Annotated in this window: 27 protein-coding genes; 13 read left to right on the forward strand and 14 right to left on the reverse strand. The window is 63.9% G+C overall.

All coding sequences use genetic code 11. The features are described from left to right. Together V0R59_RS20560 and V0R59_RS20565 are read left to right on the forward strand one after the other, a co-directional pair. Positions 1–1008: an ATP-binding protein gene (locus tag V0R59_RS20560; RefSeq protein ID WP_330076755.1), complete on the forward strand. Its 1008-nt coding sequence runs from the start codon at positions 1–3 to the stop codon at positions 1006–1008. Then, on the forward strand, positions 933–1667 hold the full coding sequence (locus V0R59_RS20565; protein ID WP_330076754.1) for a vWA domain-containing protein: 735 nt from the start codon (positions 933–935) through the stop codon (positions 1665–1667). Before V0R59_RS20560 ends, V0R59_RS20565 begins: the two co-directional genes overlap by 76 nt. A 100-nt stretch (positions 1668–1767) precedes the next feature. Here V0R59_RS20565 and V0R59_RS20570 read toward each other — a convergent pair whose 3' ends face one another. Further along, positions 1768–2034, reverse strand: a complete 267-nt coding sequence (locus V0R59_RS20570) for a hypothetical protein (RefSeq protein ID WP_330076753.1) — start codon at positions 2032–2034, stop codon at positions 1768–1770. Between the two features lie 324 nt (positions 2035–2358). On the opposite strand from V0R59_RS20570, the gene V0R59_RS20575 reads away from it, so the two are divergent. After that, on the forward strand, positions 2359–3684 hold the full coding sequence (locus V0R59_RS20575; protein WP_330076752.1) for a sigma-54 dependent transcriptional regulator: 1326 nt from the start codon (positions 2359–2361) through the stop codon (positions 3682–3684). A gap of 304 nt (positions 3685–3988) precedes the next feature. Here V0R59_RS20575 and V0R59_RS20580 read toward each other — a convergent pair whose 3' ends face one another. The 8 genes from V0R59_RS20580 to pnuC form a co-directional block, all read right to left on the reverse strand. Continuing rightward, positions 3989–5293 carry a transporter gene (locus tag V0R59_RS20580; RefSeq protein ID WP_330076751.1) on the reverse strand — a complete coding sequence of 435 codons (1305 nt, stop codon included), beginning with the start codon at positions 5291–5293 and terminating at the stop codon, positions 3989–3991. Positions 5294–5342: 49 nt separating this feature from the next. Further along, positions 5343–6083: a hypothetical protein gene (locus V0R59_RS20585; protein WP_330076750.1), complete on the reverse strand. Its 741-nt coding sequence runs from the start codon at positions 6081–6083 to the stop codon at positions 5343–5345. Between the two features lie 40 nt (positions 6084–6123). Then, on the reverse strand, positions 6124–6813 hold the full coding sequence (locus tag V0R59_RS20590) for a C39 family peptidase (protein WP_330076749.1): 690 nt from the start codon (positions 6811–6813) through the stop codon (positions 6124–6126). Positions 6814–6872: 59 nt separating this feature from the next. Beyond that, positions 6873–7883 carry a heme utilization protein gene (locus tag V0R59_RS20595; RefSeq protein WP_330076748.1) on the reverse strand — a complete coding sequence of 337 codons (1011 nt, stop codon included), beginning with the start codon at positions 7881–7883 and terminating at the stop codon, positions 6873–6875. 53 nt (positions 7884–7936) lie between these two features. Next, complete coding sequence (locus tag V0R59_RS20600) at positions 7937–8509, reverse strand: adhesin (RefSeq protein ID WP_330076747.1); 573 nt, start codon at positions 8507–8509, stop codon at positions 7937–7939. Position 8510: 1 nt separating this feature from the next. Then, on the reverse strand, positions 8511–8972 hold the full coding sequence (locus V0R59_RS20605) for a hypothetical protein (protein ID WP_330076746.1): 462 nt from the start codon (positions 8970–8972) through the stop codon (positions 8511–8513). A 298-nt stretch (positions 8973–9270) separates the two neighbouring features. Beyond that, positions 9271–9822 (reverse strand): AAA family ATPase, encoded by a 552-nt coding sequence (locus V0R59_RS20610; RefSeq protein WP_330076745.1) that lies wholly within the window; start codon positions 9820–9822, stop codon positions 9271–9273. Then, entirely contained in the window at positions 9819–10385 is a 567-nt protein-coding gene (gene pnuC / locus V0R59_RS20615; RefSeq protein ID WP_330076744.1) for a nicotinamide riboside transporter PnuC, read from the reverse strand. The genes V0R59_RS20610 and pnuC overlap by 4 nt, the downstream gene beginning before the upstream one ends. 217 nt (positions 10386–10602) lie before the next feature. On the opposite strand from pnuC, the gene V0R59_RS20620 reads away from it, so the two are divergent. The 3 genes from V0R59_RS20620 to V0R59_RS20630 all read left to right on the forward strand — a co-directional run bounded on the left by V0R59_RS20620 (position 10603) and on the right by V0R59_RS20630 (position 15556). Next, positions 10603–11898 carry a DUF2599 domain-containing protein gene (locus V0R59_RS20620; protein ID WP_330076743.1) on the forward strand — a complete coding sequence of 432 codons (1296 nt, stop codon included), beginning with the start codon at positions 10603–10605 and terminating at the stop codon, positions 11896–11898. A 40-nt stretch (positions 11899–11938) separates the two neighbouring features. Next, on the forward strand, positions 11939–13603 hold the full coding sequence (locus V0R59_RS20625; protein WP_330076742.1) for a DUF2599 domain-containing protein: 1665 nt from the start codon (positions 11939–11941) through the stop codon (positions 13601–13603). 210 nt (positions 13604–13813) lie between these two features. Beyond that, positions 13814–15556, forward strand: coding sequence for a DUF2599 domain-containing protein (locus tag V0R59_RS20630; RefSeq protein WP_330076741.1), 1743 nt, complete (start codon positions 13814–13816; stop codon positions 15554–15556). Positions 15557–15607: 51 nt separating this feature from the next. Here the strand turns inward: V0R59_RS20630 and V0R59_RS20635 are convergent, their stop codons facing one another. Further along, the gene (locus V0R59_RS20635; RefSeq protein ID WP_330076740.1) at positions 15608–17242 is read right to left on the reverse strand and encodes a methyl-accepting chemotaxis protein; all 1635 of its coding nucleotides are present in this window, start codon (positions 17240–17242) and stop codon (positions 15608–15610) included. A gap of 277 nt (positions 17243–17519) precedes the next feature. On the opposite strand from V0R59_RS20635, the gene V0R59_RS20640 reads away from it, so the two are divergent. Beyond that, a complete protein-coding gene (locus tag V0R59_RS20640; RefSeq protein ID WP_330076739.1) occupies positions 17520–18350 on the forward strand; it encodes an undecaprenyl-diphosphate phosphatase in 831 nt (276 codons plus the stop codon). Next, on the forward strand, positions 18350–18724 hold the full coding sequence (locus V0R59_RS20645; protein ID WP_330076738.1) for a DUF1294 domain-containing protein: 375 nt from the start codon (positions 18350–18352) through the stop codon (positions 18722–18724). Before V0R59_RS20640 ends, V0R59_RS20645 begins: the two co-directional genes overlap by 1 nt. A 15-nt stretch (positions 18725–18739) precedes the next feature. On the opposite strand, the gene V0R59_RS20650 is transcribed toward V0R59_RS20645, so the two are convergent. Together V0R59_RS20650 and V0R59_RS20655 are read right to left on the reverse strand one after the other, a co-directional pair. After that, positions 18740–19102 carry an MmcQ/YjbR family DNA-binding protein gene (locus V0R59_RS20650; protein ID WP_330076737.1) on the reverse strand — a complete coding sequence of 121 codons (363 nt, stop codon included), beginning with the start codon at positions 19100–19102 and terminating at the stop codon, positions 18740–18742. Further along, positions 19095–20003, reverse strand: a complete 909-nt coding sequence (locus tag V0R59_RS20655) for a LysR substrate-binding domain-containing protein (RefSeq protein ID WP_330076736.1) — start codon at positions 20001–20003, stop codon at positions 19095–19097. Before V0R59_RS20655 ends, V0R59_RS20650 begins: the two co-directional genes overlap by 8 nt. A 120-nt stretch (positions 20004–20123) precedes the next feature. On the opposite strand from V0R59_RS20655, the gene V0R59_RS20660 reads away from it, so the two are divergent. Both V0R59_RS20660 and V0R59_RS20665 read left to right on the forward strand, forming a co-directional pair. Continuing rightward, a complete protein-coding gene (locus V0R59_RS20660) occupies positions 20124–20735 on the forward strand; it encodes an FMN-dependent NADH-azoreductase (RefSeq protein WP_330076735.1) in 612 nt (203 codons plus the stop codon). Between the two features lie 98 nt (positions 20736–20833). Beyond that, complete coding sequence (locus V0R59_RS20665; protein WP_330076734.1) at positions 20834–21865, forward strand: alpha/beta hydrolase family protein; 1032 nt, start codon at positions 20834–20836, stop codon at positions 21863–21865. Here V0R59_RS20665 and V0R59_RS20670 read toward each other — a convergent pair. Both V0R59_RS20670 and V0R59_RS20675 read right to left on the reverse strand, forming a co-directional pair. After that, entirely contained in the window at positions 21859–23049 is a 1191-nt protein-coding gene (locus tag V0R59_RS20670) for an MFS transporter (protein WP_330076733.1), read from the reverse strand. The genes V0R59_RS20665 and V0R59_RS20670 overlap by 7 nt on opposite strands. A 134-nt stretch (positions 23050–23183) precedes the next feature. Next, positions 23184–24770 carry an ABC-F family ATPase gene (locus tag V0R59_RS20675; RefSeq protein WP_330076732.1) on the reverse strand — a complete coding sequence of 529 codons (1587 nt, stop codon included), beginning with the start codon at positions 24768–24770 and terminating at the stop codon, positions 23184–23186. Between the two features lie 415 nt (positions 24771–25185). Here V0R59_RS20675 and V0R59_RS20685 point away from each other — a divergent pair, with 415 nt between their 5' ends. The 3 genes from V0R59_RS20685 to V0R59_RS20695 all read left to right on the forward strand — a co-directional run bounded on the left by V0R59_RS20685 (position 25186) and on the right by V0R59_RS20695 (position 26264). Continuing rightward, the gene (locus tag V0R59_RS20685; RefSeq protein ID WP_330076731.1) at positions 25186–25677 is read left to right on the forward strand and encodes a hypothetical protein; all 492 of its coding nucleotides are present in this window, start codon (positions 25186–25188) and stop codon (positions 25675–25677) included. Between the two features lie 33 nt (positions 25678–25710). Beyond that, positions 25711–25896, forward strand: coding sequence for a hypothetical protein (locus tag V0R59_RS20690; RefSeq protein ID WP_330076730.1), 186 nt, complete (start codon positions 25711–25713; stop codon positions 25894–25896). An 80-nt stretch (positions 25897–25976) separates the two neighbouring features. Further along, entirely contained in the window at positions 25977–26264 is a 288-nt protein-coding gene (locus V0R59_RS20695; protein ID WP_330076729.1) for a hypothetical protein, read from the forward strand. Positions 26265–26290: the final 26 nt, after the last annotated feature.

Below are 26290 nucleotides of genomic sequence, written 5' to 3' on the forward strand. Positions count from 1 at the left end.
ATGACTGAACCCGTGCACTTTCCCCTGGCCGCGGTGGTAGGCGCCGACGAGCTGAAGCTGGCGCTGTGCCTGACCGCCATCGATCCGAAGATCGGCGGCGTGCTGATCGAGGGCCCGCGGGGCATGGCCAAGAGCACCCTGGCCCGTGGCCTGGCCGACCTGCTTGGCGAAGGGCCGTTCGTGACCCTGCCGCTGGGGGCCAGCGAGGAGCGCCTGGTCGGCACCCTCGACCTGGATGCCGCGCTGGGGCAGGGGCGCGTGCAGTTCTCCCCCGGCGTGCTGGCCAAGGCCGATGGCGGCGTGCTCTACGTCGATGAGGTCAACCTGTTGCCGGACCACCTGGTGGACCTGCTGCTGGACGTCGCCGCCAGCGGCACCAACCGTATCGAGCGCGATGGCCTGTCGCACCGGCACAGTGCGCGCTTCGTGCTGATCGGCACGATGAACCCGGAAGAGGGCGAGTTGCGCCCGCAGTTGCTGGATCGCTTCGGCTTCAATGTCGCCCTGCAGGGGCAGCCTTTGCCACAGGCGCGCGGGCAGATCCTGCGCCGGCGCCTGGCCTTCGACAGCGATCCGGCGGCGTTCTGCGCCGAATGGGCGCCCGCCCAGGAGCAATTGCGCCAGCGCTGCCAGGACGCGCGGCAGCGCCTGGCGGCCATCGAGCTGGATGACCGTTCCCTGGAGGTGATCACCGCGCGTTGCTTCGAGGCCGGTGTCGATGGTCTGCGTGCCGACCTGGTCTGGTGGCGCGGCGCCAGGGCCCACGCGGCCTGGCGCGGTGCGGCGGTGATCGAGGACGCGGATATCGAAGCGGTAGCGGAATTCGCCCTGCGTCATCGCCGTCAGGAGCGCGATGCCTCCAGCGCGCAGCCGCCGGCAACCTCTGCGCCAGGCGCTGGCCAGGCCGAGAAGCAACAAGCGCAAGGCGGGGAGTGGGGCGAGATGCCAGCCCAGCCGGAAGCGGTGGGGGCCCGGCGCGAGGTACCGACCTGGCCAAAAAAGCCCTGAGCATCCGTGCCCGCGCCAGCGCGGATGCCAGGCCCAAGGCCGGCCGGCTCGCCCAGGGCCCGCGCGGTCGTGGCCGCGCGGCGGGTCAGGGCCGGCTGGACTGGCCGGCGACCTTGCTTCAAGGGCGTCCGCGCCAGCGTGAAGACCTGCGCTGGCAACAGCGCAGCGCCGAGTCTCCCGAGTTGTGGCTGGTGATCGTCGACGCCTCGGCCTCAACCCGGCGCCATCAGGCGTTGAGCCGGGCCAAGGGCGTGCTGGCGAGCTTCTTCGACCAGGCCTACCGCGCTCGTGCGCGCGTGGCGCTGCTGACCGCCAGCGGCAATGCGCCGCGCTGGCAGCGACATGGCCTGAAGGCCTCGGCGGCCTTGCAGCCCTGGCTGGGCAGTCTGGGGGCGGGGGGAGGCACGCCATTGCTGGCGGCGCTGGAGGAAGCGCGTGAATGGCTGCTGCGCCGCCAGCGGCAGTTTCCTGGCGAGCGCCAGCGTTGCCTGGTGCTGACGGACGGGCGCTTGCGTATGGAAAAGAGGGTGCTGGCGTTGCCCTGCGAGACTTTGCTGATCGATATGGAGCGTTCGCCGATTCGTCTGGGGCGGGCCCGACAGTTAGCCGATGAGTTGCAATCCGACTATCGGCATATCGATGAACTGCCCGCGCGATAGTGTGCGGTAAAGTGTCGCAGCGACAATAAAGTACAACTTTGCGACTAATTGAAAAGTGCACCCGAAGGTGCACTTTTCATTTATGCAAGAGGCGCGAAAGTTACTTCGGCATGCTCCAGGGCTGCAGGTCATAACCCTTCTGGCGCAGTTCGGAACGGACTTCTTCGATCAGGTCTGCCCATTGCGCCGGGTCGGAATAAGTGCTGCTCGATACTTGCTTGCTGCCAATGCGGTTGCTGGTCCGGTCGATCACCGCCAGGCTCAGTTCACCGGAGCCGTTCGGTACATCCCAGGCAACGCACTGGAAGGGTTCGAAGGCGTGGTCGGCAATGAGCAGGGCGTCGTTGACACGCAGCGGAGCGTTCATGGGTTCGGTCTCTCTATGGTCCCAAACAGCGAAAGTAAGTTGCCGGGGCATCATGCGCGGCGGCAGGTTATTTGTACTGATGTCCGAAGTAACGGGGTAAGTCACACCGTTGGGAAAATTTTTTATTCACCGGTCGGACATTCGTTTTTTTCCTGGCGCTTGTGACGTTGAATTGGAAGGAAAATTCCGTGAAGTAAATGTAATCGAATTTTTCAGCGGACAGACGGTCGTGGGCCTGTTGGCGTTCGTTGCTACCGTTACAGGCAGGTCTGCCAACATGCTGTTTCCACTCGATTTTCCAATAATTGACGTCAAGGAAAGATCATGCACGAGTCCGCCCCGCAACGCCGCTTGCTGGTCGTCGATCCTTGCGACGACTGCCACCGTCTACTCCCCGGTTTGCGCAGCGTTGGCTGGGACGTGCACAGCTGTACCCTGGCGGGCGCGCTGGAGCATCCGTGCGATGTCGGCCTGTTGCGCCTGCAGGCGGCGCACCTGCAGCGCCCGGAGGCGGTCAAGGACCTGATCAGCCGCAGCGGCGCCGAGTGGATCGCCGTGCTCAGCCCGCAGGAGCTGCGAGCGCAGAAGGTCGGCGACTTCGTCTGCGAGTGGTTCTTCGATTTCCACACCTTGCCGTTCGACGTGTCGCGGGTGGAGGTGATCCTCGGCCGCGCCTTCGGCATGGCGCGCCTGCGCGGCAAGGGCGCGCCCCAGGAAGAGGAGCCGGAGCACGAGCTGCTGGGCGAGAGCCGGCCGATCCGTGAGTTGCGCAAGTTGCTGAGCAAACTGGCGCCTACCGAGTCGCCGGTGCTGATCCGCGGCGAGAGCGGCACCGGCAAGGAACTGGTGGCGCGGACCCTGCATCGCCAGTCGTCGCGGCACGACAAGCCCTTCGTGGCGATCAACTGCGGGGCGATCCCCGAGCACCTGATCCAGTCCGAGCTGTTCGGTCATGAGAAGGGGGCGTTCACCGGTGCGCACCAGCGCAAGGTCGGGCGGATCGAGGCGGCCAATGGCGGCACGCTGTTTCTCGACGAGATCGGCGATCTTCCCCTGGAATTGCAAGCCAATCTCCTGCGTTTTCTCCAGGAGAAGCATATCGAGCGGGTTGGCGGCAGCCAGCCGATCGCCGTGGATGTGCGGGTACTGGCGGCGACCCACGTCGACCTGGAGAGCGCCATTCTCACCGGGCGCTTTCGTGAGGACCTGTATTACCGGCTGAACGTACTGCAGGTGGTGACGGCTCCGCTGCGGGACCGGCATGGCGACCTTTCGATGCTCGCCAGTCACTTTTCCCGCTTCTACAGCCAGGAAACCGGGCGTCGGCCGCGCACCTTCAGCGAGGGCGCCTTGAGCGCCATGGGCCGGCATGACTGGCCGGGCAATGTGCGCGAGCTGGCCAACCGGGTGCGTCGCGGGCTGGTGCTGGCGGAAGGGCGGCAGATCGAGCCGCATGACCTGGGGTTGCACGAGCAACACAACGCGGTGGCACCCATGGGCACGCTGGAGGATTACAAGCACCAGGCCGAGCGCCAGGCGCTGTGCGATGTTCTGAACCGGCACAGTGACAACCTGAGTATCGCGGCGAAGGTGCTGGGGGTGTCGCGGCCGACGTTCTATCGGTTGTTGCACAAGCATCAGATTCGTTGATCGCTTGCGTTGCCAATGGCCCCATCGCTGCATGGGTAACTACAACTACCCATGCGACGCGGTCCAGGTAGGAGCTGCGTTAGCTGCGAAGGAGCGCGCAGCGCTCCCAAAAACCATCCCGCACGAACCTCTGACCAAACCGCATCATGGATTCACAGTGTCCGATCTGTCGTGTTTCTCCAGGTTCATTGGATAGACAGGATTTGGGACCGCTGCGCGCTCCTTCGCAGCTAACGCAGCTCCTACCTTGACCGCTTGAATGCACAACGAAAAAGGGGACCTTGCGAGGTCCCCTTGGTTTGTCTCAGAAGTAGTACGGGAATTTCAGGCTGAAGGTGAAGTCCGGCGCATCGTCGGTCAGGCCGATGGACAGGCTCGGCACGATGGTCAGGTTGGGGGTGGCGGCCAGGGTCATGCCGACGTTGAAGTAGGCGGCGTTGGCATCGCTGTTGACCACCGAGACCCAGTCGTCGCCGTCCTGCTTGATCTTCGAGCGTCGCTGGATCAGGTCGGATACCGAGAACGACATGCTCATCTTCTCGTTCAGGGCGAAGGCAACTCCCGCGCCGATCTGCCAGCTGTTGCCCAGCCTGACCTTGCCACCCACCTTCTGGTTCTCGGTGGTGCTGATGTCGTCGAACGACTCTTCCAGGTTGTAGGTGTAGGACAGGCTGCCGAACAGCACGGCCGGATCGTAGGTCTTGACCAGCGAGATGCCCGGGGTGATCGACCAGACGCCGTTGCCGGTGGGCAGGGCTTCCGGGTAGCTCAGGCTGCTGTTGTTCGGCGAGGTGCGGAACTTGATGCCATAGGGGTCCTTGCCGGTAGGCGCCTTGACCCGCAGGCTGAACACCGCATCCGGGGCATATTCCGATTCGTCCATGAATTTGTAGGCCACGCCGAAGTTGACGTCGCCGATGGTCGGGTCGCGGGTGACGCTCTCTTCCGACAGTGCGTTGGCCGCCCCCCCGGGTTGACCCGGCGTACCACTGGCGCCGCCGGACTGGAATTTGGTCTCGCGGTAGACCACGGGCACGTTGATGTCGAACTGCCAACGGTTGTCGAAGTTGTAGCGTCCGGTCAGGTCCAGGGTCCAGGTGTCGGATTTGATGCGATCGAGGTTGATATCGCCGAGGAAGATCGAGTCCAGCGCCAGGAATCCGTTGAGCAACAGTTGCTTGGTGTCGTAGCGGGCATAGGTGATGCCGGTCTCGAAGCTGAACTTGCCGCCGCCGAAGAAGCCGCTGGCCTCGTCGTAGAGGTTGGAGACGCTTTGCGCCGGTTGCGAATCGTCCTGCAGCGATTGGCCGTAGGAGCTGCCGCTGCCTGCCGCAGCGACCGCCTGGCCGTTGCCCTGTGGCTGGCTGGGCTTGCTCGCGGGGGAGCGTACAAGGCGCTTGGGTTGCTGTGCCGCCGGCTGGTCCTCGACCTGGCGGACCCGCTGCTCCAGGACCATCAGGGCCTGTTGCTGCTGTTCGTAACGTTGCTTGAGGGCCTGCAACTCCTGTTTCAAGGCCTCTACCTGGGGATCCTGCGCCGCGTAGAGCAGCGACGAAGGTACTAAAGTGCTCAGACAAACAACTGCATTGAATGACAACGAGCGATGCATAGGTCAGCCGTCCTTTCCAACTGCGCAATAAGTTGCAACAGAGCGTAGATCAATATCCAGAAACACGAAGTCCTTTTAACTGATCCAGGCTGCAGTTCAGGGCGCCTGCGGTCGGCATGTTGTTGCGCAGCACGACATTGAGCTGGGTGAGGTTGTTGACGGCGTTGCTGCCGCCCAGGAGCGTGGTGTTTTGCAGCACGCCACCATCGGCCAGGCGTTGCAGGCTGGCGCCCTGGCCATTGGCGGCCTGGATGCCCATCTGGATGCCGGTGGCGGTGGAGGCGATGCTGATGGAGCCGGCGCCATTGCTGGCGTTGATCACGCTGCCGCTGACCAGGGCCTGGCCTTGCGGTGCATCCAGGGCGGGCGCCTGGTTGGCTTCCTTCACGTTGATCTGCACGTTGTTGTAGGAACTGTTGTAGTCGCCCGCAGCGCGGGTCACCTGGGTCACGCCCTGGCCGCTGCCCAGGCCGGCGCCGCCGGTCACTGTGCCGTAACCTTGCGTGGAGGACGTTCCGCTACCGGTCTCGCCGGTGGTGGACACGTAGAACTGCGGCTTGAAGGTGTTCTGCTGCACCTGGAGGGACGCTGTGGCGCCGATGCGGTCGCCATTGGCGTTCTGCCAGGTACTGCTCATGACCACGCCGAAGCTGATGATACGCCCGGGCATCACGTAGCGTCCGCGTAGCTGGGCCAGCTCCTGGTCCTGGACTTCGATCGGCTTGAACTGTGCGTGGGCAGGAAGGCTGGCAGCTACGCAGAGTGCTACCACCCAGCTTGAAGTCTTCATCGCATGCTCCCTGGAGCTTCCTGCTCACGTTTTCTTGAAATTAGAAGAAGTCGCTCTGGATGAAACCGAACTCCATCAACTGGGCATCGTCGATGGGTTTGAAACTGTTGAGCTGGTGCTTGGCGGTCAGCGGTTCCGGCGGCAGGAGCAGGGCGTTGGCCTTGTCGTAGCCGGGGCCGATGACGGCGAAGATGATGCCGTTCCAGCCTTTGACGAAATCGTCGAACTTGTAGCGTTTGTTACCCAGGACGGGATCGCCGATGTAGACCCAGTCCTTTTCCGTGCGTTGCAGCACGACGAAGTGCTTGTAGCCGCGGATGTCCATCAGCACCACGACCGGGATGCTGACGCTGGACAGGGTTTCCGGCGGGATCTTGTAGCCGCGGGCGCGCATGCCCAGGCTTTCGACGTAGCGCTTCATGTCGAGCATGGAGAAGCCCTGGACGCGCACCGTCTTTTCGTCGGCTTGGGCCAGCATGCCTTCGATGATGTGGTTTTCGTCCACGTCCAGCCAGTAGGCCTGCTTGAGGATGGTGCCGAGTGCAGCTGCGCCGCAGCTGAAATCGGTCTTCTGTTGCACCAGGTTGGCGAAGCGGCGTTCGCGGATGCTCTGTACCGGCTTGTAGATCACCGTGCCGCCCGGCAGGGCTGCGACCGCCATCTGGGCGGCGGCGGCTTCGCCGGTCTGTACGCCGAGAACCACAAGCAGCGAGAGCAGGAGCGCGCGCATGTTCTTCCCCATCCGTGAATTCAAAGGAAAGGGGCCCCGAAGGGCCCCGATCGAGGCTGTTACATGCCGCTGCAGGCACGGCAGCCCGAAGCGATGGACAGCGAGTTGTTTTGCTGGTTGCCGTTGCCGGCCGACACGTTGGCGCCGATGTTGCCCGACACGCCGTTCAGCGAGTTGGTCAGCGAGGCGTTGTTGACTACAGGGTTGACCCAGCCGGTTTTCACCAGGACCTGGTACGAGGCGATGCCATACAGCGCGAAGTCGCCTTCCTCGTGGAACTTCAGAGGGTCTTTCTGGGTGTGGCTGCCGCCGCGATCATCGTTACCGTAGCCGCCATGACCGCCGCCATTGTTGCTGGATTTGCTTTCAACATAGCCAACACCATCGCCCTCGTAACTGCCCCAGGCAGCGAAACCGGAGTACAGGGTTTTGGTGTCGTAGGTGGCGTCGGCTTCGTTGGTGACTTTCAGGCCGGTAACACCCTGGTTGGCACCCGCGCTGGCGGCAGCCACACGACCGCCGGATACGGCGATGGCGAGGTTGTTTTTCTGTTGGTTGAAGTCGCCGGCGGTGACGTTGATGCCGATGTTGCCGGAGCTGCCGTTGCCGGAGTTGTTGAGGGTAGCGTTGTTGCGGGTGGAGTAGTTCTTGACGGTGTTGCCCACGTTGCTTTGGGTCGACACGGCCTGAGCCACGGCGCTGCCGAAGATGAAGTTTTCATCCGCGGTGGCGATTGCGCCCATGTTGTCCTGCTGGTTGCCATCACCGGCCGCGGTGTTGGCGCCCAGGTTGCCCTGCGAGCCATTGGCCGAGTTGTCCATGTTGGCGGTGTTGCGGGTGCCTTCGTTTTTCACGAAGTTGCCGCTGTTGGACTGGGCATCCAGCACCGCGGCAGAGGAGCCGGCGGTGAGCAGCAGGTTGAGGAGGATGCTTTGGGTGCTGTCGTGTCCGCCATTGTGGCCGCCGTTATGACCGCCATGGTTGTCGTTGCGTCCACCCGCTTGTGCAGCAACTGCCATGACCGCTGCGAGTGCGAAGACCAGAGGCTTGAGTGCCAGTGTTGGTTTCATGGTGTTTCTCCGCATTATCTTTTTTAGGTTAAGTGTTGTGTTGCCATTTCGGGTCAGTCAGCGACCCGGATGCTCAGGGTGTTGGCCATTCGGTTGCCCACCCCGGCACTCTGATTCAACTGGACGACGCCGCGGCTGCCGGTGAATGCCTGGTCACTCGTGTTGACCTGGCGACTGCCGGGGGCGTTGCTGGTTGGATCGGAGCTGTTGGACAGCGCCACGTTCTGCTGGAGCAGGACGCTGTCATCGATGCTTTGCGGTACGGCGCTGATGCTGATGCGTACCGCGTTGCCTTGCTGTGTACCGGCACCGGCGGACTGGTTGATGCCCAGGACGCCGTTGCCGTTGCTGAATGCGTTGCCAGAGATGCTGGCGCTGGAATCCCGGGCCCGGCTGGACGCGGTGTCGATGCTCTGCTGGATGATGGTGGTGGCCTGGGCTTCGTGGCCGATGGCGATGGAACGGGCGTTGGCCTGTTGTTGCTGGTCGCCTGCGGCCTGGTTGATAGACAGGTTGCCCTTGTAGTTGGCGGCGCTGTTGTCGATGCTGGCGTTGTCCTGCACCGGCGAGGCGGCCAGGGCGGCGTTGGCGCAGAACATGGCGAGGAAGAGCAGGCGGGTTTTCATCTTATTTCGCGCCCCCGGTCAGCATCTGCAGGGGGGCGAGACCGGCACCTACCGCTGCGCCGACCCGGTTGGAGATGCCAGCGCCTGCGCCCGCACCGCCGCCGCCACTGGCTGCGCCGAGGCTGCCCATGCCAGGCAGGGTGCTCGGTACCGAGTTCACCACCCGTGCCCCGGAGGCATTCGGAATCATGATCCGGCCTACGCTGGAGCCGCTGGCGACGCCAGCGAAATCGCCGTCGCTCAGTTCGTTGGTCTGGCTCAGCACGCGGGCCGATGCGTTGGTATTGACCGTGGTCGGGTCAGGATCAGGACGGTCGCTGCGGATGGCCGGGCGGGTCTTGACGTCGCGGTTGAGGACGATGACGCCATTGCCTTCGGCTTGGGCCTGGGCGGCGAAGACGGAAGCAGCAAGGGTGCATCCGACAAACATGAGGTGAAGCAGGCGTTTGTTGTGAGTCAGCACGGTGGCGCTTCCTTCTTCTGGTCGCTGGGCCTGTTCAGCGTTGCGAAAGGAAGAGCAGAAGCTGTGCCGCTTTTTATTTGTCGCGTGGATTCAAGGGCTTGCGCGAATGTGACGAGAATACGTCGCGCCGACTGTTAAACCGCTGATACAGGCTGCCGCGAGGAAGACCGGAAACAGCGGCGCAAAGCCTGTCGAGAGGGATGGCAGGGGGGCTGTTTCAGTGATGAAACAGTTGCGCCCGGCCACCTGTGGCGGGCTCTGCATCGCGGGCTCGGGCAGGGCCGGGTGTTTCAGCCGCTTAACACTCGGTGGCGCAGTCCGCGGGCTTGCCGTCCAGCAACTGCTGCACGGCCGCCAGCACTGTTGCCCGGCGCGCTGCCCAGTCGCCGCTGACGATCTGCACGGGCTGGCCATGGCGCTGCAGCCAGTCGCGACTGGCCTCGAAGAACACCTGGCGCTGCGCCAGGTCCGGCTGGCAGCGCTGGCCGTCGCCGATCCACGGCACGCCTTGCGGGCTGAGCAGCAGGTGCAGGTCGTAGTGGCGCTGCAGCAGGGCCGGCTCCAGCCAGTCCGGGCAGTCGTCGAACAGGGCGCGGCTCCAGAGGATGTTGCTCAGCAGATGGGTGTCGAGGATCAGCAGCGGCGGGTGGCGCAGGCGCGCGGCGTCCTCGCGGGCCAGTTGGCCGCGGGCGATGGTCGGGATATCGGCGTAGCAGGTGTCGCGCTGCTGTTCGTCGATGAAGTCGCGCACGTATTCGCCCACCAGCTCGCCGCCGAAGTGTGCCTGGATCTCCGCGCTCAGCCAGCTCTTGCCGCTGGACTCGGGGCCGGCCAGTACGAGGACCTTCATGCACTCACCAGCGCGGGATCGCGTCGCCATTCGCGCAGGCCCTGGATCGCCAGCAGGGTGAATATCGCGTACAGCCCGGCGGTGAGGAACAGGCCCTGCCAGAGGAACAGGCCGATGCAGACCAGGTCGATGACGATCCAGAGCGGCCAGCACTGTACGCGCTTCTGCGCCATCCACCACTGCGCCACCAGGCTGAAACCGGTGATCGCTGCATCCAGCCAGGGCTGCTCGCCTTCGGTCCAGGTGCTCATGGCCGCGCCCAAGGCAACGCTGACCAGCACGCCGAGCAACAGCCCCATGCTCACTTGCGCCGGTTTCAGCAGGCTGACCTTGCGCGCCTCGCGGGTGTCGTCCGGGCGTGTCCACTGCCACCAGCCGTAGACCTGCAGCACGGCGTACACCCCTTGCAGCGCCATCTGTGAATACAGGTGGGCATCGCGCAGCACCCAGCCGAGCAGGAGCACGCCGACCAGGCCGACGGGCCAGCACCAGGCGTTCTGCTTGACGGTGAGCCAGACGGAGAGGGCGCTGACCAGGACAGCGAACCATTCGAGGCCGGACATCGGCATTCCTTCGTACAGGAGTGAAAGAGGGGCGGGATTGTACCTGTTGGCGGCAGCACTGACAGCGTGCGCGGCAGGCGGGACCTGATATTTCTGCCAGTTTCGCGCGCCGCTGGAGGGTGGCAGATTGTCCGGGCGACGTTGAGTAGTGACTGATCAGCCGTGGTTGCGTCGAGGCACCCCAGGGTGCGCCTCCCAATGATCAGGAGACACGACGATGACACGGCGAGACAGGTTGGTTCCTTTGTTGCTGCTGCCCTTGGTGATGCAGCCGACATTCGCGCAGGCCGAAGATTGCGCCGCGACCCTTGCGGTGTTCCAGCAGTTGTACAACAACACGGCCATGGAGTGCCCAGGCGGCGATCCTGGCTCCGATTGCAGCGGTATATGGATGCGCGGCACGACGCGCCCGGAGCGCAACAATCCTCCCGGGAAAGCGGGCGACTTCTATGTCTGGAACCCGAGTCCGACGGCGCAGGCCAAGGGCACCACGGCCGCTTCGTACATGCGCCAGGACATCAACTACGCCTCGCCCGGGGTCCTGACCAAGGATGGCTACCTGCTCTATCCGGTCGATCTCACGCCGGCTGGCGAAGCCAAATCGCACATTGCCTGCATCAGCGCGCTGGACAATTGGAGCGACTACCGCGCGGACCGTGGCTGCGGTGACAACAGCAACACCCAGGAGGTGGAGAAGTCCTGTCAGGAGGAAGGCATAAACGGCAGTAACTGGAAAGTTACCCAGTTCGACCCATGGCCGACCAACAGCGCGACCCAGGGGCGCCTGCGCAATGAGTCGCAGTGCGTGTTCAACATGAGGGGCAACGACCGTACCCAGGCCTTCAAGGATTTCGTCGCTTCCCGGCGTTCCATCGAAGGCACCGTGACGGCATTCGAGACCCAGACCGAGTTCCGTTTCTATCATCCCAAAGAACCCAATACCCAGCCGGTGATGGCGTTTTTCTGCAATCAGAAGCACAAGCCGCAAAGCTGCGACGATGCCCTGAAGAACCAGGCCGAGTACCGGACAGTGACCGGCAAGCACCGCCCGGTGATCGAAATCGACTTCCCGGATCATCCGGGTGAGAAGGCGACATTTGCCTGTAATGCTGCCTCCGACAATGCGCTCCCGGCAGGCGGATTCGGCCCTGGCGGCTCCAGCCAATGCAGCCAGTACGTCGAATCGGTCAAGTGGATCAACCGCTACGACCCAGGCTTCAAGAAAGACATCTGGTCGGTCCAGACGGTGCCTACCGCGTGTGGCCGCAAGATCGGCGAGGACCAGACCGACGCGATGATGGCGGAGCTGAAACGCAAGGCCCTGGCGCAACCCAATGGAGCGCAGTACTGGGGGGACCGTGATTCCTCGCTGCGCCGGCAACTGACCTGCCACATGACGCTGGTCGATAACGGCGTGGCTGTGCGGGACAAGGCGGAATACAACCTCGAACCGATCCGTTCCTGGGTCACTCACGAGGAATCCCTGAAGCAGAAGTGCAACAACCCCTGGTAACCCAGTGCTTCGATTCGTCCCCTGTGAGGAGATGCTCTCCATGCGCATGCCCATCAGAAAGATCGTGATCCTGTCGCTATCGCCCTTGCTGCTGCCCTGGTCCGTGGCCCGGGCGGAAACCTGCGAGGCCACGCTGGCGTTGGTCCAGCAGTTGTACAACAAGACCGTGGACAGCTGCCCCAGTGGCGAGCTGGCTGCGGATTGCTCCGGCCTCCTGTTCAGGGGCACGAACCGCGCCGATCCGGCGAAAGGGCAGAATTTCGATGTCTGGAAGTCGAGCCCGGAGTCGATCAGGCAGGGCGCTTTCGCCGCGTCCTACTTGCGCAAGGACATCGGCTTCGACAACTCGCCGATGAACACCACCAACGGTTTCTTCATCACCCCCAGGGAGCACCTGTGTCCCAGCCAGAACGGCCTGTTCCTGCAGTGCGCCTTCGTCGGCGACGGCTGGAGCTGGTACCGCAACGACCGGGGCTGTGGCGACAACAACGAAACGGCCCAGGTCGAGCGCTATTGCCAGGACGCCGGGATCACCAGCGGGGCGGCCTGGAATGCCCAGTTCAACGCCAACCAGCCGGCCAATGGCGCCTGGACCGCGGACCCGTATAAAAAGCAATGCGCCTTCGACACGGCCCAGGGACGCGGCAAGGCCGGGCGTGCCGCGGCCTTCAAGACGTTCCTGGAGGCACGGCGCATGGTCCCGAACCGCGAGCACGGGATGTACAACGAAGTGCGCCTGAACAACCCCAATCCACCCGATGCCATGCCGGTCCTCGCTTTCTTTGCGGTGAATGCCGCGGGCAAGGCCGATGCCCTTGCCAACCAGCGGGACTACTACGCCAAGACCCAGCAATACCGCCCGGTCATCGACGTGGTCCTGCCCAGGTTCCCCGGCGAGGTGGCGCAATTCTCCTGCTCGCCCAACCAGATGCGGCCGCCGGCCACGGTATCGACGCCGGGCTTCTGCAGCGCGGGCAAGCCCCCCAGCCCGGGCTTCGGTTCGAACCCCATCAGCAATCCCGCGCAGCAGGCTGCCCAGGCGGCGCAGACGGCCCAGGCCGCCGCCCAGGCAGCGCAAGCGGCAGCCCAGGCCGCCCAAGCACTGCAGGCCGTACAGGCTGCAGGCGGCAAACCGGTAGGTGGCGGCTACGGCATGCCTGAGCTGTCGAGCCAGGTCAGCCAGGCGGCACAGGCGGCGCAAGCCGCGCAGGCTGCCTCTGCGCAGGCCGCGCAAGCGGCCCAGGCTGCCCAGGCAGCGGCCCAGTCCGGGCAGGCTGCACAGGCCGCCCAGGCGGCGCAGGCGGCGCAACTGGCGCAGGCCCAGGCCGCGGCGGCAGCGGCGGCGGCCCAGGCAGCCCAGACAACGGCCGGTCAATGCAAGCAGTACATCCAGAGCTCCACCTGGGTACATCGCAATGATCCCGTCAAGGGCCCGTCCTGGACGCTGTCGGTGGTCCCCACCGAGTGCGGGCGCAGGATCGGCCCGGACCAGACCGAGCAGATGTACGCCGAGCTGTACAACAAGCATGCGAAGGATGCGCAGTGGGCGGAGTATGCGAAGAACTACGGCTCCATGCGTCGGCAGATGACCTGTCACCTGGTCATCTCCCGCGACAAACCTGAGTGGAACCTGGAGCCATGGCGGATGTACGTCGACCACGCCACTTCGGTCAGTCAGGGCTGTAATTCGCCGCCTTCGAAGTGACGCGGGATCGGGCCTTGCGTCGGCACCGAGGTACTGGCGCACGGCCCGACCACCAGTCGATTGCGGCCTCCAACTGATATTTTTGTCAGTTTCGTGCCCGGCGGTTTACGGGCAGATTGTTGTCACGGCGTCGAGTAGTGGCTGTCCGGTCGTTGTTGCGTCGATTCCCCTCATTGAGGAACCACCCTGGTGGTTCCAGGAGACTGGATGATGAAAAGACGTACCGATGGCCTGGCGCTGGCGATGGCGTTGCCATTGCTGGCGCAGACGGCGCTGGCGCTCGCCGAGAGCTGCGAGGATGCGGTAAAGCGGCTCGAAGAGCGTTACACCAAGACCGAGGATTACTGCGTGGGGCAGAACGGCGAGCGCCAGTCGGCGGCTTTCTGTACCGGGCTGATCGTGCGCGGCGTGAAGCGACCGGAAGAGTCCGGCGGCAAGGCCGGCGATTACTATGTGTTCGAGACAAGTCCCAACGCCCAGGCGGTTGGCGCTTCGGCAGCCACCTATGCCCGTGACGACATCAGGTTCCGCGATATTGTGGTCATGGGCGGGGACAATTGGACGACGTTTGCCTCCGGCATTGTGGTCAGCTCAGCCTGGGACACTCCGAATCCCGCGAACAAGGTATACGTCGACTGCAGCTTCCCGGCAGACGCCTGGGCGTATGACCGGAGCGACAAGGGCTGTGGCGACAATTCGAAGACGCCGGAGCATGAAGGTCGCTGCGTGGACGTAGGTATCAACGGCCAGAACTGGAGCGACAAGTACTTCCTGCCGAACCTCAACCAGTCCGAGTACATCGGCGGCACCAGCTGCGCCTTCGACAGCCGGACCGAAAACAATATCGACAGCAGCAACGCCTTCAAGGACTTCCTCGATGCCCGCCGCGCCATGGAGGCGGTGCCCAACCAGACCACGGCGTTCAACACCTATCCCGAAGTGCGTTTCTCCAATCCGCAAAGCGGCATCACGCCGGTGGACGTGTTCTATTACACCAGTGCGGACGGGCGTGAGGCTGCGCTCAAGAACCAGGCTGAATACAAGCAGAAAACCGGTCTCGATGTGGCGGTGGTGCAGTTCGACTTTCCGGATACACCGGATGAGCGGCTGACCTTCTCCTGCGATGCGAAACCCGACCCGGCACCCGCTCCGGTGCCGGCGCCAGGCACCAGTCCCGATCAGCTTGCCGCGGGCGGCTGGGGCACTGGCGGCGATCCGAAGCAGTGCTCCAGCTACATCAAGGAGGTCGTATGGATCAATCGTTACGACTATTACCTGGGCCGCCACGTCGACTCGGTCTCGGTCGTTCCGACTGACTGCGGGCGCGAGATTGGGCCGGACCAGACCGACGCAGCGTTCGCCGAACTGAAACAGAAAGCCATGGCCTTGCCCGATGGGGTGAGAAAGTGGAACAACAGGGACCAGACGCTGCGCCGCCAGTTCGTCTGTCATATCACGCTGCAGTCGGGTGGCCTGCCGGTCAGGTACAAGCATGAATACAACCTGGAACCGATCCGCTCCAACGTCTCCCACGAGCAGTCCCTGGCAGACGGCTGCAATTCGCCCATCACCGACGACGGCATGATTGGCGGCTGGGGGCCAGAGGGTTCACCGCAGTGTTCGCAATACGTCCAGTCGGTCCAGTGGGTAGCGCGCACGTTCGCTGAGTATCCCGGCGAGAAAATCCAGTCGCTGAAGATCGTCCCCACCGAATGCGGTCGCAAGATCGGTCCGGACCAGACCGACAAGCTGATGGCCGAAATCAAACGGAAAGCCCTGGCTGCCGATCCGAATGGTGCGAAGTACTGGGGCAACAAGGATCCCTCGATGCGCAACCAGACCATCTGCCTGATGAAGCACTTCAGAAACAACACCGACTGGAATATCGAGTCGAAACGGCCGAACGAGACCCCGCTGGCGCAGGTAGAAGCCGCCCAGTGCAACCACAAGTGAGGAGTTGAGCCTTGAGCCGCCACTGTCCCTTCGAGGGCAGCGGCGGTTTTTTCATGCCCGGAACTGCTCCAGTACCTGCTCCAGCGACGCGCTCAGGCGCCCCAGTGCCTGTCCGGAGTCGCTCGACTGCTGTGCCGCCAGCGCCGTCTGCCGGGAAAGGTCGGCGGTTTCCACCACATTGCGATTGATCGCCTCCACCGCGTCGGCCTGTTGCGAAGTGGCGCTGGCGATCGAGGCATTCAGGGTGGTCAGGTTGTGCAGGGCCTGGCTGATGGCATCCAGGCTGGCACCGGCCTCGCTGGCCTGCTCGACGGTTTCCCGCGAGGCCAGGCTGCTGGCGTCGATGGCCTTGACCGCCGCCTCCGACTGGCCTTGCAGGTGTTCGATCATCGCCTGGATCTCGGCGGTGGACTGTTGCGTGCGTTGGGCCAGCAGGCGTACCTCGTCGGCGACCACCGCGAAGCCGCGACCTTGTTCCCCGGCCCGGGCCGCCTCGATGGCGGCGTTCAGGGCCAGCAGGTTGGTCTGCTCGGCGATCGCCCGGATCACCTCCAGCACGCTGCCGATTCGCGTGCTCTGGCCGGCCAGGGCCTGGATCACCTGCACCGCTTCAGCGATGGTGGAGGACAGTTCGTCGATCTTGCGCAGGCTGCCGTGGATGCTGTGTTGCCCCAGCAGGGCGCGCTCCTGGGCCTGGCTCATTTCGCTGGAGGCCTGCTCGGCGTTCTTCGCCACATCGTGCACGGCGTAGGTCACCTCGTTGATCGCCGTGGCCACCTGGTCCATCTGCTGCGACTGCTGTTCGCTGCGCTGCTGTGCCTGCTCGGCGCTGCTGCCGACGGCGCCGGCGGAGCCGTGCAGTTCATGGGCCGCGTCGCGCAGGCGCAGCACCACTTGCTGCAATTGCCCGGTGAAGCGGTTGAAATGGTGGCCAAGGCGGGTGATCTCGTCGTTGCCGTGGGTATCGAGGCGCCGGGTCAGGTCGGCTTCGCCGCTGGCGATGGTGGCCATGGCCTCTTCGGCTTCGCGCAGCGGCAGGAGGATGCTGCGGGCGATCATGATCACCAGCAGGGCGAGAAGCACTGCGATACCGGCACCGAGCAGCGAGGCGTCGCGCAGTTGCCGGTAGAACTCGACCTGCATGTCGTCGATATACACGCCCGAGCCGATGATCCAGCCCCAAGGCTGGAACAGCTGGATATAGGAGGTCTTCGCCACGGGTTCGCTGGCACCCGGCTTGGGCCAGCGGTAGTCGATGCGGCCTGCGCCCTTGGCCTTGGCCAGGATGACCATTTCGTTGAACAGGGCAAAGCCGTCGGGATCGCGGATGGCGCTGAGGTCCTGGCCTTCGAGCTTGGGATTGGCCGGGTGCATGACCATCTTCGGACCCAGGTCGTTGATCCAGAAGTAATCGTTGCTGGCGTAGCGCAACCCGCGCACGGCGGCGATGGCCTGCTGCTGCGCGGCGTCGCGGGTCAGGCTGCCAGCGGCTTCGAGCCCCTGGTAATAGGCCAGCACGCCGGCGGCGGTCTCCACCACGTGGCGGGTCTTTTCCGCCTTGGCCTTGTACAGGTCGTTGTGGATCTGGTTGAGCATGAGCAACCCGAGGGTCAACAGCATCGCAACGGCCAGCACCAGGATGAGCCACAGGCGCCGGCTGATGGACATACTCCGTAAAGTCTTCATGAAGGTGGCCTCGAGTTCTTGTTATTGTCACGGGCATCCAAGCACGCTTTGCCGATCCAACCTACTCGACCAAAGCCTAAGTAGTTGATTCGGCAGTTCCATTACATCTGCGCGGCAGCGTTCGGCCGACGTCTCTGATAGGATTTCGGCCTTCTTGTGCCAACCTGAAGGGCGCGCCGGCTTTTTTACGATCGCCATGCGCAGCGTGCCTGGGCCTTGAACCACGTAATGAAAACTACAACGGGGCATGCCGCGAGCATCGCTTCACGGGGGAATGATGGATTTTTGGACCGCCATGCAGGCAGTGATTCTCGGCATCGTCGAGGGTCTGACAGAGTTTTTGCCGATCTCCAGTACCGGCCACCAGATTGTCGTGGCCGACCTGATCAACTTCGGCGGTGAGCGGGCCATGGCCTTCAACATCATCATCCAGCTCGGCGCGATCCTGGCGGTGGTGTGGGAGTTCCGCCGCAAGATCCTCGACGTGGTGGTGGGCTTGCCTCGCCAGCGCCAGGCCCAGCGTTTCACGGTCAACCTGCTGATTGCCTTCTTCCCGGCGGTGATCCTCGGCGTGGCGTTCGCCGACCTGATCCACGAATACCTGTTCAACCCGGTGACCGTGGCCGTGGCCCTGGTGGTGGGCGGCGTGATCATGCTCTGGGCCGAGCGCCGCGAGCATGTGATCCGCGTCGAGGAAGTAGACGACATGCGCTGGACCGATGCCCTGAAGATCGGCTGCGCCCAGTGCCTGGCGATGATCCCGGGGACTTCGCGCTCCGGCTCGACCATCATCGGCGGCCTGCTGTTCGGTCTGTCGCGCAAGGCGGCAACCGAGTTCTCGTTCTTCCTGGCCATGCCGACCATGGTCGGTGCGGCGGTGTACTCGGGCTACAAGTACCGTGACCTGTTCCAGCCGAACGACTTCATGGTCTTCGCCATCGGTTTCGTGGTGTCGTTCATCTTCGCCATGATCGCCGTGCGCGGCCTGCTCAAGTTCATCGCCAGCCACAGCTACGCGGTGTTCGCCTGGTACCGCATCGGCTTCGGCCTGCTGATCATTGCCACCTGGCTGTTCGGCTGGGTCGACTGGTCGGTGGCCCACGGCTGATGAAGTACCCGCGCCTCAAGCTGCTGGCTTTCGTGCTGCTGTGCCTGCTGCCGCTGGGCGGGGCACTGAAGGTGGGGCTGCTCGGGCAGTCCTGGCTGCCAGCGTTGTTCTATGGCGTGGCGAGCCTGGTGTGTGCCGGGCTCTACTGGCACGACAAGCGCCAGGCCCTGGCACAGGGCCGGCGCATTCCCGAGAAGCTGCTGCATGCCAGCGAGCTGCTTGGCGGCTGGCCGGGTGCGCTGGTGGCCCAGCAGCTGTGGCGGCACAAGACCCGCAAGCTGTCTTACCAGCTGGTGTTCTGGCTGATCGTGCTGCTGCACCAGGTGGCGTGGGTGGACTGGCTGTTCCTGGGGCAGTGGCGGCATATCGTCTGATTCTGCTGCGATCCTTCAGTCGAGCAGCAACCCCACCTGCGCCCGCTTCGGCAATCTACCCACTACCAGCTGATGCGAGCGCTTCAGCAGATCCTGCAATGTCTCCCGCCCCAACGCATGGGGCCTGGCCACACTGACCCAGTGCGCCCGCGCCAGGTACGGTGCCGGCCGGACCCCGGGCATGTCCACGTAGCCCAGGAACAGGTCCTTGTCGACCTTGAACGACAGGCCCGCACCTGCCAGGTCCATCACTGCGAACATCTTGTTGCCGGCCACGGAAAACACCCGCACGCCGCCCCACTTGTAGTCTTCCTGCGCGCCCGGCAACGCCAGGCAGAAGGCCGCGACCTGCGCTTCACTCAGGTTCTTCTCAGACATAACGCTCTCCACAGACTTCGAACGACGCTACCAGGTGATCGATCCACGCCCGCACCGCCGGCAGCACGCCGCGCCGGTGCGGATACACCGCTTGCAGGTAGCCGCTGGGCATCGACCAGTCCGGCAGCAGGTGCACCAGCTCGCCGCTGGCCAGTTCTTTCTCGCAGTGCAGCAGGGGCAGGGCGGTGAAGCCGAGGCCGGCGAGGACGGCGGCCTTGCGCACGACGAAATCGTCGATGCCCAGGCGCGCTTCCACGGCGATGTCCTCGCGCTGGCCTTCGGCATTGGACAGGCGCAGGTGCACCAGGCGATCCGCTTCCACCGCGCCCAGCGCGGGCAAGGTGGCCAGTTCCGATGGATGCCGGATCGGGTGCTGGCGGGCGAAGTCCGGCGAGGCGACCAGTTGCATCTGCGCGCGGTTGAGGCGGCGGGTGACCAGGGCCGGGTCCTCGTCGCCGAGATCGCGTACGCGCAGGGCGACATCGATACCCTCGGTGATCAGGTCGACCCGACGATTGACCAGGATCATCTCCAGCTGGACCTGCGGATACAGTTCAAGGAAGCGCGTGATGACCCCGGGCAGAAACTCGTGGGCCAGGCCCACCGGACTGGACACCCGCAGGCGCCCGCGGGGCTCGCTGGTCATGCTGGCCACTGCTTCGTCGGCCATTTCCGCCTCCAGCAGCATGGCCTGGCAATGCCGCAGGTAACGCTCGCCGACGGCGGTCAGCTTCAGTTGCCGGGTGGTGCGCTGCAACAGGCGGGTGCCGAGCCGCTCTTCCAGCTCGGCGATGCGCCGCGACAGGCGCGACTTGGGAATGCCCAGTTGACGCCCGGCGGCGGCGAAACCGCCGGCCTCGACGACGCGGGCGAAGTAGAACAGGTCATTGAGGTCTTGCATGATTGTTCCATCAGTGGGACGAACTAACGCAATTTTGCGATCTTATCAGCTATTGGTTATGCCGTTAGGATTCTCTCCATCGCGATCGCCGACCAGCGGTCCTCATTCAAGGAGAGCCCCATGAAACTGTTGCACATCGATTCCAGCATCCTCGGCGACAACTCGGCCTCGCGGCAACTGAGCCAGCAAGTGGTCCAGGCCTGGCAGGCAGCGGATTCCTCGATCGAGGTGGTCTACCGCGACCTGGCGGCCGACGCCATCAGCCACTTCTCCTCGGCGACCCTGCTTGCTGCCGGTACCCCGGAAGAAGCACGCGATGCCGCCCTGGTCCATGAGGCCCGGCTGAGCGCAGAGACCCTGCAGGAGTTCCTGGATGCCGACGCCGTGGTGATCGGCGCGCCGATGTACAACTTCAGCATCGCCAGCCAGCTCAAGGCATGGATCGACCGCATTGCCGTCGCCGGCAAGACCTTCCGCTACACCGAAGCCGGCCCTGAAGGCCTGTGCGGCGACAAGAAGGTGATCGTGGTGTCCACTGCTGGTGGCCTGCATGTCGGCCAGCCGACCGGTGTCGGTCACGAGGACTTCCTCAAGGTGTTCCTCGGCTTCATCGGCATCACCGACATCGAGTTCGTCCGCGCCCACGGCCTGGCCTATGGCGAGGAACCACGCAACAACGCCCTGCAGGCGGCCCAGGCGCAAATCGCCAATGAGCTGTTCGCTGCGGCCTGACTGTCAGGAGTTTCATCCAGCTTTCATCCGTGACGATCTGGCCCGCTCTATGCTTGGCATAGGGCGGGTCATCGCCGTTTGGGTCAAGGTGAAACAACATGCGGGTTCTACGGACGTTATTGGTGCTGTGTACGCTGGGTTGCAGCCTGCTGGTGCAGGCGGAACCGGCGCAGCACTGGAACGTCGGCCTGCACCGCATGAGCATCCCCGACCCGCTGGATGGCCAGCCCATGCAGGTGCTGGCCTTCTATCCTTCCAGCGGCGAGCCGCATGTCCGCCGTATCGACGGCTACCGCCTGTATGTCGCCGCCGAAGCCCCGGTGGTGATGGGGCGTTTCCCCTTGCTCGCGCTCTCCCACGGTAACACCGGCACGCCAATGGCCCTGCATGACCTGGCCAGCGCTCTTGCGCGGCGTGGCTTCGTGGTGGTGGCCGCCGTGCATCCGGGAGACAACAACAAGGACCACAGCCGCCTCGGCACCTTGAGCAATCTCTATGGGCGTCCGCTGCAGATCAGCGCGGCCATCAGCGCCGCCCTTGGCGATCCGCTGCTGGCGCCCTACGTCAGCGGCGACCAGGTGGGCATGATCGGTTATTCGGCCGGTGCGGAAACCGCGCTGATACTGTCCGGCGCACGGCCCGACCTGCAACGCCTGCGGCGTTACTGCGAGGAACGCCCGCTGGACGCCGACGCCTGCACCCGCCACGGCGAAGTGATCGCCGACCGCGACGACCTGCTGCCCGAGGCCGACCCGCGCATCCGTGCCTTGCTGCTGATGGCGCCGCTGAGCCTGAGTTTCGGTCGCCAGGCGCTGGCCGAGGTAACCGTGCCGTCATTGATCTACAGTGGCGACCACGACCAGTTGCTGGCCGTGGACAAGAACGCCGAGGCCCTGGCCCGCAAGCTGCCGGTCACCCCCAATTACCGCAGCCTGCAGGGCGCGGGGCACTTCGTGTTCATGTCGCCTTGTGACGACAACCAGCGCGCGCGCATGCCGGCGCTGTGCAACGACCCCGATGGGGTCGACCGGGTCGGCATCCATCTCTCGCTACAGTCCGAAGCCACGCGCTTCTTCAATCGCGCCCTGGGCGTTTCCAGTCGCGCCGGCCTGCACACCGCCGATCAGTGAGTGGCGGAGCGGCGCAGCAGCGTCAGCACCAGGCCGACGCCGAGCAGGGAGAGCAGGGCGGCGACGCAGAAGATCCAGGCATAGCCCAGGTGGGCGGCGACGAAGCCCATCACCGGCCCGGCGATCGCCAGGGCCAGGTCGAAGAACACCGCATAGGCCCCCAGTCCCGCACCACGGCTGGTGGGCGGCACCTGCTTGATCGCTTCCACGCCCAGCGCCGGATACACCAGCGACAGGCCGAAACCGGTCAGCCCGGCGCCGACCAGCGCCAATACCGGTGACGGTGCCAGCCAGAGCAGGGCCAGGCCTAGGGTCTCCACGGCCATGCAGGCGATGGCCACGCGATAACCGCCCCACTGGTTGACCGCATTGACGAACAACAGCCGCGAGACGATGAAGCAGATGCCGAAGGCGGTGAGGCACCAGGCCGCGCCGGTCCAGCCGCGCTCCAGGTAGAAGAGGGTGACGAAGGTGGTCAGGGTGCCGTAGCCGATGGAGGCCAGGGTCAACGCCAGGCCGCACGGCGCCACCCGGCCGAAGGCGGCCCAGAATGGCAGGCGCTCGCCACGCACCACTGGCAGCGACGGCTGGGTGCGAATCACCAGCAGGGCGATCACCGCCAGGGCGGTCAGCGCCGGGCCGATGCTCCAGAAACCGGTCTCGCCGGCCAGGATCACCCCCAGCGGCGCGCCGATGGCGATGGCGCCGTAGGAGGCGATGCCGTTCCAGCTGATGACCCGGGCGGTGTGTTCGGCGCCGACCTGGCCGATCCCCCAGCTCAGCGTGCCGACGCCGATCAGGCCCTGGGCGACCCCCAGCAGCACCCGCCCGGCCAGCAACAGCACGAGGCTGAGCAGCGACACGTCCACCACCAGCGCCGATGCCCAGGTCAGCAGGCCGGCACCGGCGATGCCGAACAGGCCGTAAGCGATGCTGCGACGGGTGCCCAGGCTGTCCGCCAGGCGCCCGGCCATGGGCCGGCTGAGCAGGGTCGAGAGGTACTGGATACCGATCACCAGGCCCGCCACCACCGCGCTGTAGCCCAGCACATCGTGGACATGGCTGGGCAGCACCGCGATCGGCAGGCCGATGCAGATGAAGGCGATGAAGGTATAGAAGACGATCGAAAGGATCTGCAGGGTGACGGACAACGACGAGGGTGACGCGGAGGGTGCGGCAGACATGGGGTTTCGTTCGCAGGCAAGCGGTTGAAGGCTCACATCATGGCTGCGTACGAGGATAAAAGAAAGCAGGCTAACGAATTAATCGACGACGAAGCGGGCCGGTCCCAACATGTGGGACGGCCCGCTCGTGGCTATCAGACCAGCACGCCCTGGCTGCGCAGGTAGTCGTCGTAGGTGCCGCTGAAGTCCACCACGCCATCCGGGCTCAGCTCGATGATGCGGGTGGCCAGGGACGAGACGAACTCGCGGTCGTGGCTGACGAAGATCAGCGTGCCCGGGTAGTTCTCCAGGGCCAGGTTGAGGGCCTCGATGGATTCCATGTCCAGGTGGTTGGTCGGTTCGTCCATCACCAGCACGTTGGGTTTCTGCAGGATCAGCTTGCCGAACAGCATGCGACCTTGCTCACCACCGGAGATCACCTTGACCGACTTGAGGATCTCGTCGTTGGAGAACAGCATGCGGCCGAGGGTGCCACGGATCATCTGCTCGCCCTGGGTCCACTGGCCCATCCAGTCGAACAGGCTGACATCGTCCTCGAAATCGTGGGCGTGGTCCTGGGCGTAGTAGCCGACTTCGGCGCTCTCGGTCCACTTCACGTTACCGGCGTCCGCCGCCATCTCGCCGACCAGCAGGCGCAGCAGGGTGGTCTTGCCGATACCGTTCGGGCCGATCACCGCGACGCGCTCGCCGGCTTCGACGGTGAAGCTGAAGTTCTTGAACAGTTGCTTGTCTTCGAAGCCCTTGGAGACTTTCTCCACGGTCACGGCCTGGCGGTGCAGCTTCTTGGTCTGTTCGAAGCGGATGAACGGGCTGACCCGGCTCGACGGCTTGACTTCGGCCAGCTGGATCTTGTCGATCTGCTTGGCGCGGGACGTGGCCTGCTTGGCTTTCGAGGCGTTGGCCGAGAAGCGGCTGACGAAGGTCTGCAGTTCGGCAATCTGCGCTTTCTTCTTGGCGTTGTCGGCCAGCAGTTGCTCGCGGGACTGGGTCGCCGCGGTCATGTACTCGTCGTAGTTGCCCGGGAACAGGCGCAGCTCGCCGTAGTCCAGGTCGGCCATGTGGGTGCAGACCGAGTTCAGGAAGTGACGGTCGTGGGAAATGATGATCATGGTGCTGTTACGCGCCGTGAGGATGTTTTCCAGCCAGCGGATGGTGTTGATATCCAGGTGGTTGGTCGGCTCGTCGAGGAGCAGCACTTCCGGATCGGAGAACAGCGCCTGGGCCAGCAGCACGCGGAGTTTCCAGCCTGGAGCGACTTCGCTCATCGGGCCGAAGTGCTGTTCCAGCGGGATACCCAGGCCGAGCAGCAGCTCGCCGGCGCGGGATTCGGCGGTGTAGCCGTCCATCTCGGCGAACTCGGTTTCCAGCTCGGCGACGGCCATGCCGTCTTCCTCGGTCATTTCCGGCAGCGAATAGATGCGATCGCGCTCGGCCTTGACCTTCCACAGCTCCTCGTGGCCCATGATCACCGTGTCGATCACGGTGAATTGCTCGTAGGCGAACTGGTCCTGGCGCAGCTTGCCGAGGCGGGTGTTGGGTTCGAGCATGACCTGGCCGGCACTCGGCTCCAGGTCGCCGCCGAGGATCTTCATGAAGGTCGACTTGCCGCAGCCGTTGGCGCCGATCAGGCCATAGCGGTTGCCGTTGTTGAACTTGACGGAGACGTTCTCGAACAGTGGTTTGGCACCGAACTGCATCGTGATGTTAGCGGTGGAGATCAAAGGGTTTACCTATCAATAACTTACGTGGCTTCGTCGCAGCTGCGGATCCATTCCGGACCAATCTGGAGAGTTCCAGCGTCCGTCAGTCGATGGACGAGTTGATCCCGCGTACAGACGTCAATCAAGAGCATCTGCACGCCATGCCCGAGCTGTTGGGCGATAAATGCGGGGGTTGAGACCAGACATTGGCGCGCATTGTCGCATAGGTATGACGGCAGTTGTATGGCGGTCGACGTCGGATGCCCGGTTCTTTCAGAGCTGGCGTCGATTCGTGAATGTCTTGGAGGGCGTGCTTGGTCCAGCCGAGGAGTTCGGCCATGCGTTGTTCGGTGACTGTGCCGACGTCACCAAATGGCCTGGAAAAAAGTCAGGTCGGTGGTAACCTGCGGCTATTTGCCATCAGGGCGGGGGTGAAATGAGAGGAGCACTGAAGCTGTTGCTAACGGCTGCTGCCGCAGTCTTGATCGCGGGCTGCGGTAGTAAGCGATTGGACTATTCACCCGCCGGCTCACACATAAGCAGTCGGCAACAGGCCGTCGAAGTGATTGAGCAGACATTCTTCGAGGATTACAGCAAAAAATCCCGCCCTCAATCGGTTCTGGTCACTGAGAAGGTCATCGTGCTTTCGGATGGGGTGATTTCCGAGGGAACCGCGATTGGTAGTGCAGTGCCGATTGGCGCTGGAGCTATTGCAGTAGGCAGCAGCAAAACGGTTACCAGAGACGCTGCCAGGCGTATTTACCTGAACTCGATTGGTGACGTCTCTGTTTTCGAGAAGCGTGGACGAAGCAATCGCTTTGTCGTGGTCATTCGCGGAATAGATGGTGGGACGCTGGCGACGGTCAGATCGACCCGTCTGGATCGTGCAAAGCTGTTCGCTGATGCGATCACTTACCTCAAGCCGTGAGGATCTAACCTAATCTTCGACAGTAGGAGCGATATGGCCAAGGAAACTAGAAAACCGTGGGGCTATGCGGCTGTTGCGTTAGCGCCCACTGGCATCGGGTTCGCGATGAGCGGGCTGCTGACCGATCAGCCTGCATTCATCTACAGCGGCCTCGGCATGGCCATACCGGGTGTATTGCTGGCCGCCACGCATTTCTGGTCGGCACGCCGACGGGCTTGAGCTCTTGGAAAAGGCACTGGCAGGCAGCGCTGTGTTGGGCTATTGCTTCCCACTCGGTCAGTCGACTCAAGGAGCATGAGATGAAACGATTACTGCTAGTTGTTTTGCTGGCGGCATCGGGTGTAGCCCAGGCCGGTATTCCGCAGGTCAATGCAACCTGTCCCGGAAATATCGAGGTGCACGCCGACAAGGGCGGCCCGATCTACATCAATGGCAAGGAAGGCAAGCTGAAGAAGTTCAACGAGAACTACTTCGAGGCAAAAGGCAGCGGGGTGACGATCTCGCTGTCGGTCAATCCGGACGGCTCTGCGAGCGTTTCCTACACCGGGAAGAATCGCGCAAACGGGATTTGCCTGGTGAAGGAATGAGGCTGCCGGGGTGATTGCGGCATCGC

Source organism: Pseudomonas ulcerans, assembly GCF_036324125.1.
In the GTDB taxonomy this organism is placed as follows: Bacteria; Pseudomonadota; Gammaproteobacteria; order Pseudomonadales; family Pseudomonadaceae; genus Aquipseudomonas; species Aquipseudomonas ulcerans.

Coding starts and splice junctions, on each gene's coding strand:
- V0R59_RS20695 (WP_330076729.1), top strand. CDS start 25,977: ATGAAACGATTACTGCTAGTTGTTTTGCTGGCGGCATCGGGTGTAGCC.
- V0R59_RS20570 (WP_330076753.1), bottom strand. CDS start 2,034: ATGAACGCTCCGCTGCGTGTCAACGACGCCCTGCTCATTGCCGACCAC.
- V0R59_RS20690 (WP_330076730.1), top strand. CDS start 25,711: ATGGCCAAGGAAACTAGAAAACCGTGGGGCTATGCGGCTGTTGCGTTA.
- V0R59_RS20620 (WP_330076743.1), top strand. CDS start 10,603: ATGACACGGCGAGACAGGTTGGTTCCTTTGTTGCTGCTGCCCTTGGTG.
- V0R59_RS20580 (WP_330076751.1), bottom strand. CDS start 5,293: ATGCATCGCTCGTTGTCATTCAATGCAGTTGTTTGTCTGAGCACTTTA.
- V0R59_RS20635 (WP_330076740.1), bottom strand. CDS start 17,242: ATGAAGACTTTACGGAGTATGTCCATCAGCCGGCGCCTGTGGCTCATC.
- V0R59_RS20630 (WP_330076741.1), top strand. CDS start 13,814: ATGAAAAGACGTACCGATGGCCTGGCGCTGGCGATGGCGTTGCCATTG.
- V0R59_RS20595 (WP_330076748.1), bottom strand. CDS start 7,883: ATGAAACCAACACTGGCACTCAAGCCTCTGGTCTTCGCACTCGCAGCG.
- V0R59_RS20670 (WP_330076733.1), bottom strand. CDS start 23,049: ATGTCTGCCGCACCCTCCGCGTCACCCTCGTCGTTGTCCGTCACCCTG.
- V0R59_RS20585 (WP_330076750.1), bottom strand. CDS start 6,083: ATGAAGACTTCAAGCTGGGTGGTAGCACTCTGCGTAGCTGCCAGCCTT.
- V0R59_RS20685 (WP_330076731.1), top strand. CDS start 25,186: ATGAGAGGAGCACTGAAGCTGTTGCTAACGGCTGCTGCCGCAGTCTTG.
- V0R59_RS20600 (WP_330076747.1), bottom strand. CDS start 8,509: ATGAAAACCCGCCTGCTCTTCCTCGCCATGTTCTGCGCCAACGCCGCC.
- pnuC (WP_330076744.1), bottom strand. CDS start 10,385: ATGTCCGGCCTCGAATGGTTCGCTGTCCTGGTCAGCGCCCTCTCCGTC.
- V0R59_RS20575 (WP_330076752.1), top strand. CDS start 2,359: ATGCACGAGTCCGCCCCGCAACGCCGCTTGCTGGTCGTCGATCCTTGC.
- V0R59_RS20650 (WP_330076737.1), bottom strand. CDS start 19,102: ATGTCTGAGAAGAACCTGAGTGAAGCGCAGGTCGCGGCCTTCTGCCTG.
- V0R59_RS20665 (WP_330076734.1), top strand. CDS start 20,834: ATGCGGGTTCTACGGACGTTATTGGTGCTGTGTACGCTGGGTTGCAGC.
- V0R59_RS20640 (WP_330076739.1), top strand. CDS start 17,520: ATGGATTTTTGGACCGCCATGCAGGCAGTGATTCTCGGCATCGTCGAG.
- V0R59_RS20660 (WP_330076735.1), top strand. CDS start 20,124: ATGAAACTGTTGCACATCGATTCCAGCATCCTCGGCGACAACTCGGCC.
- V0R59_RS20625 (WP_330076742.1), top strand. CDS start 11,939: ATGCGCATGCCCATCAGAAAGATCGTGATCCTGTCGCTATCGCCCTTG.
- V0R59_RS20655 (WP_330076736.1), bottom strand. CDS start 20,003: ATGCAAGACCTCAATGACCTGTTCTACTTCGCCCGCGTCGTCGAGGCC.
- V0R59_RS20560 (WP_330076755.1), top strand. CDS start 1: ATGACTGAACCCGTGCACTTTCCCCTGGCCGCGGTGGTAGGCGCCGAC.
- V0R59_RS20590 (WP_330076749.1), bottom strand. CDS start 6,813: ATGCGCGCGCTCCTGCTCTCGCTGCTTGTGGTTCTCGGCGTACAGACC.
- V0R59_RS20645 (WP_330076738.1), top strand. CDS start 18,350: ATGAAGTACCCGCGCCTCAAGCTGCTGGCTTTCGTGCTGCTGTGCCTG.
- V0R59_RS20610 (WP_330076745.1), bottom strand. CDS start 9,822: ATGAAGGTCCTCGTACTGGCCGGCCCCGAGTCCAGCGGCAAGAGCTGG.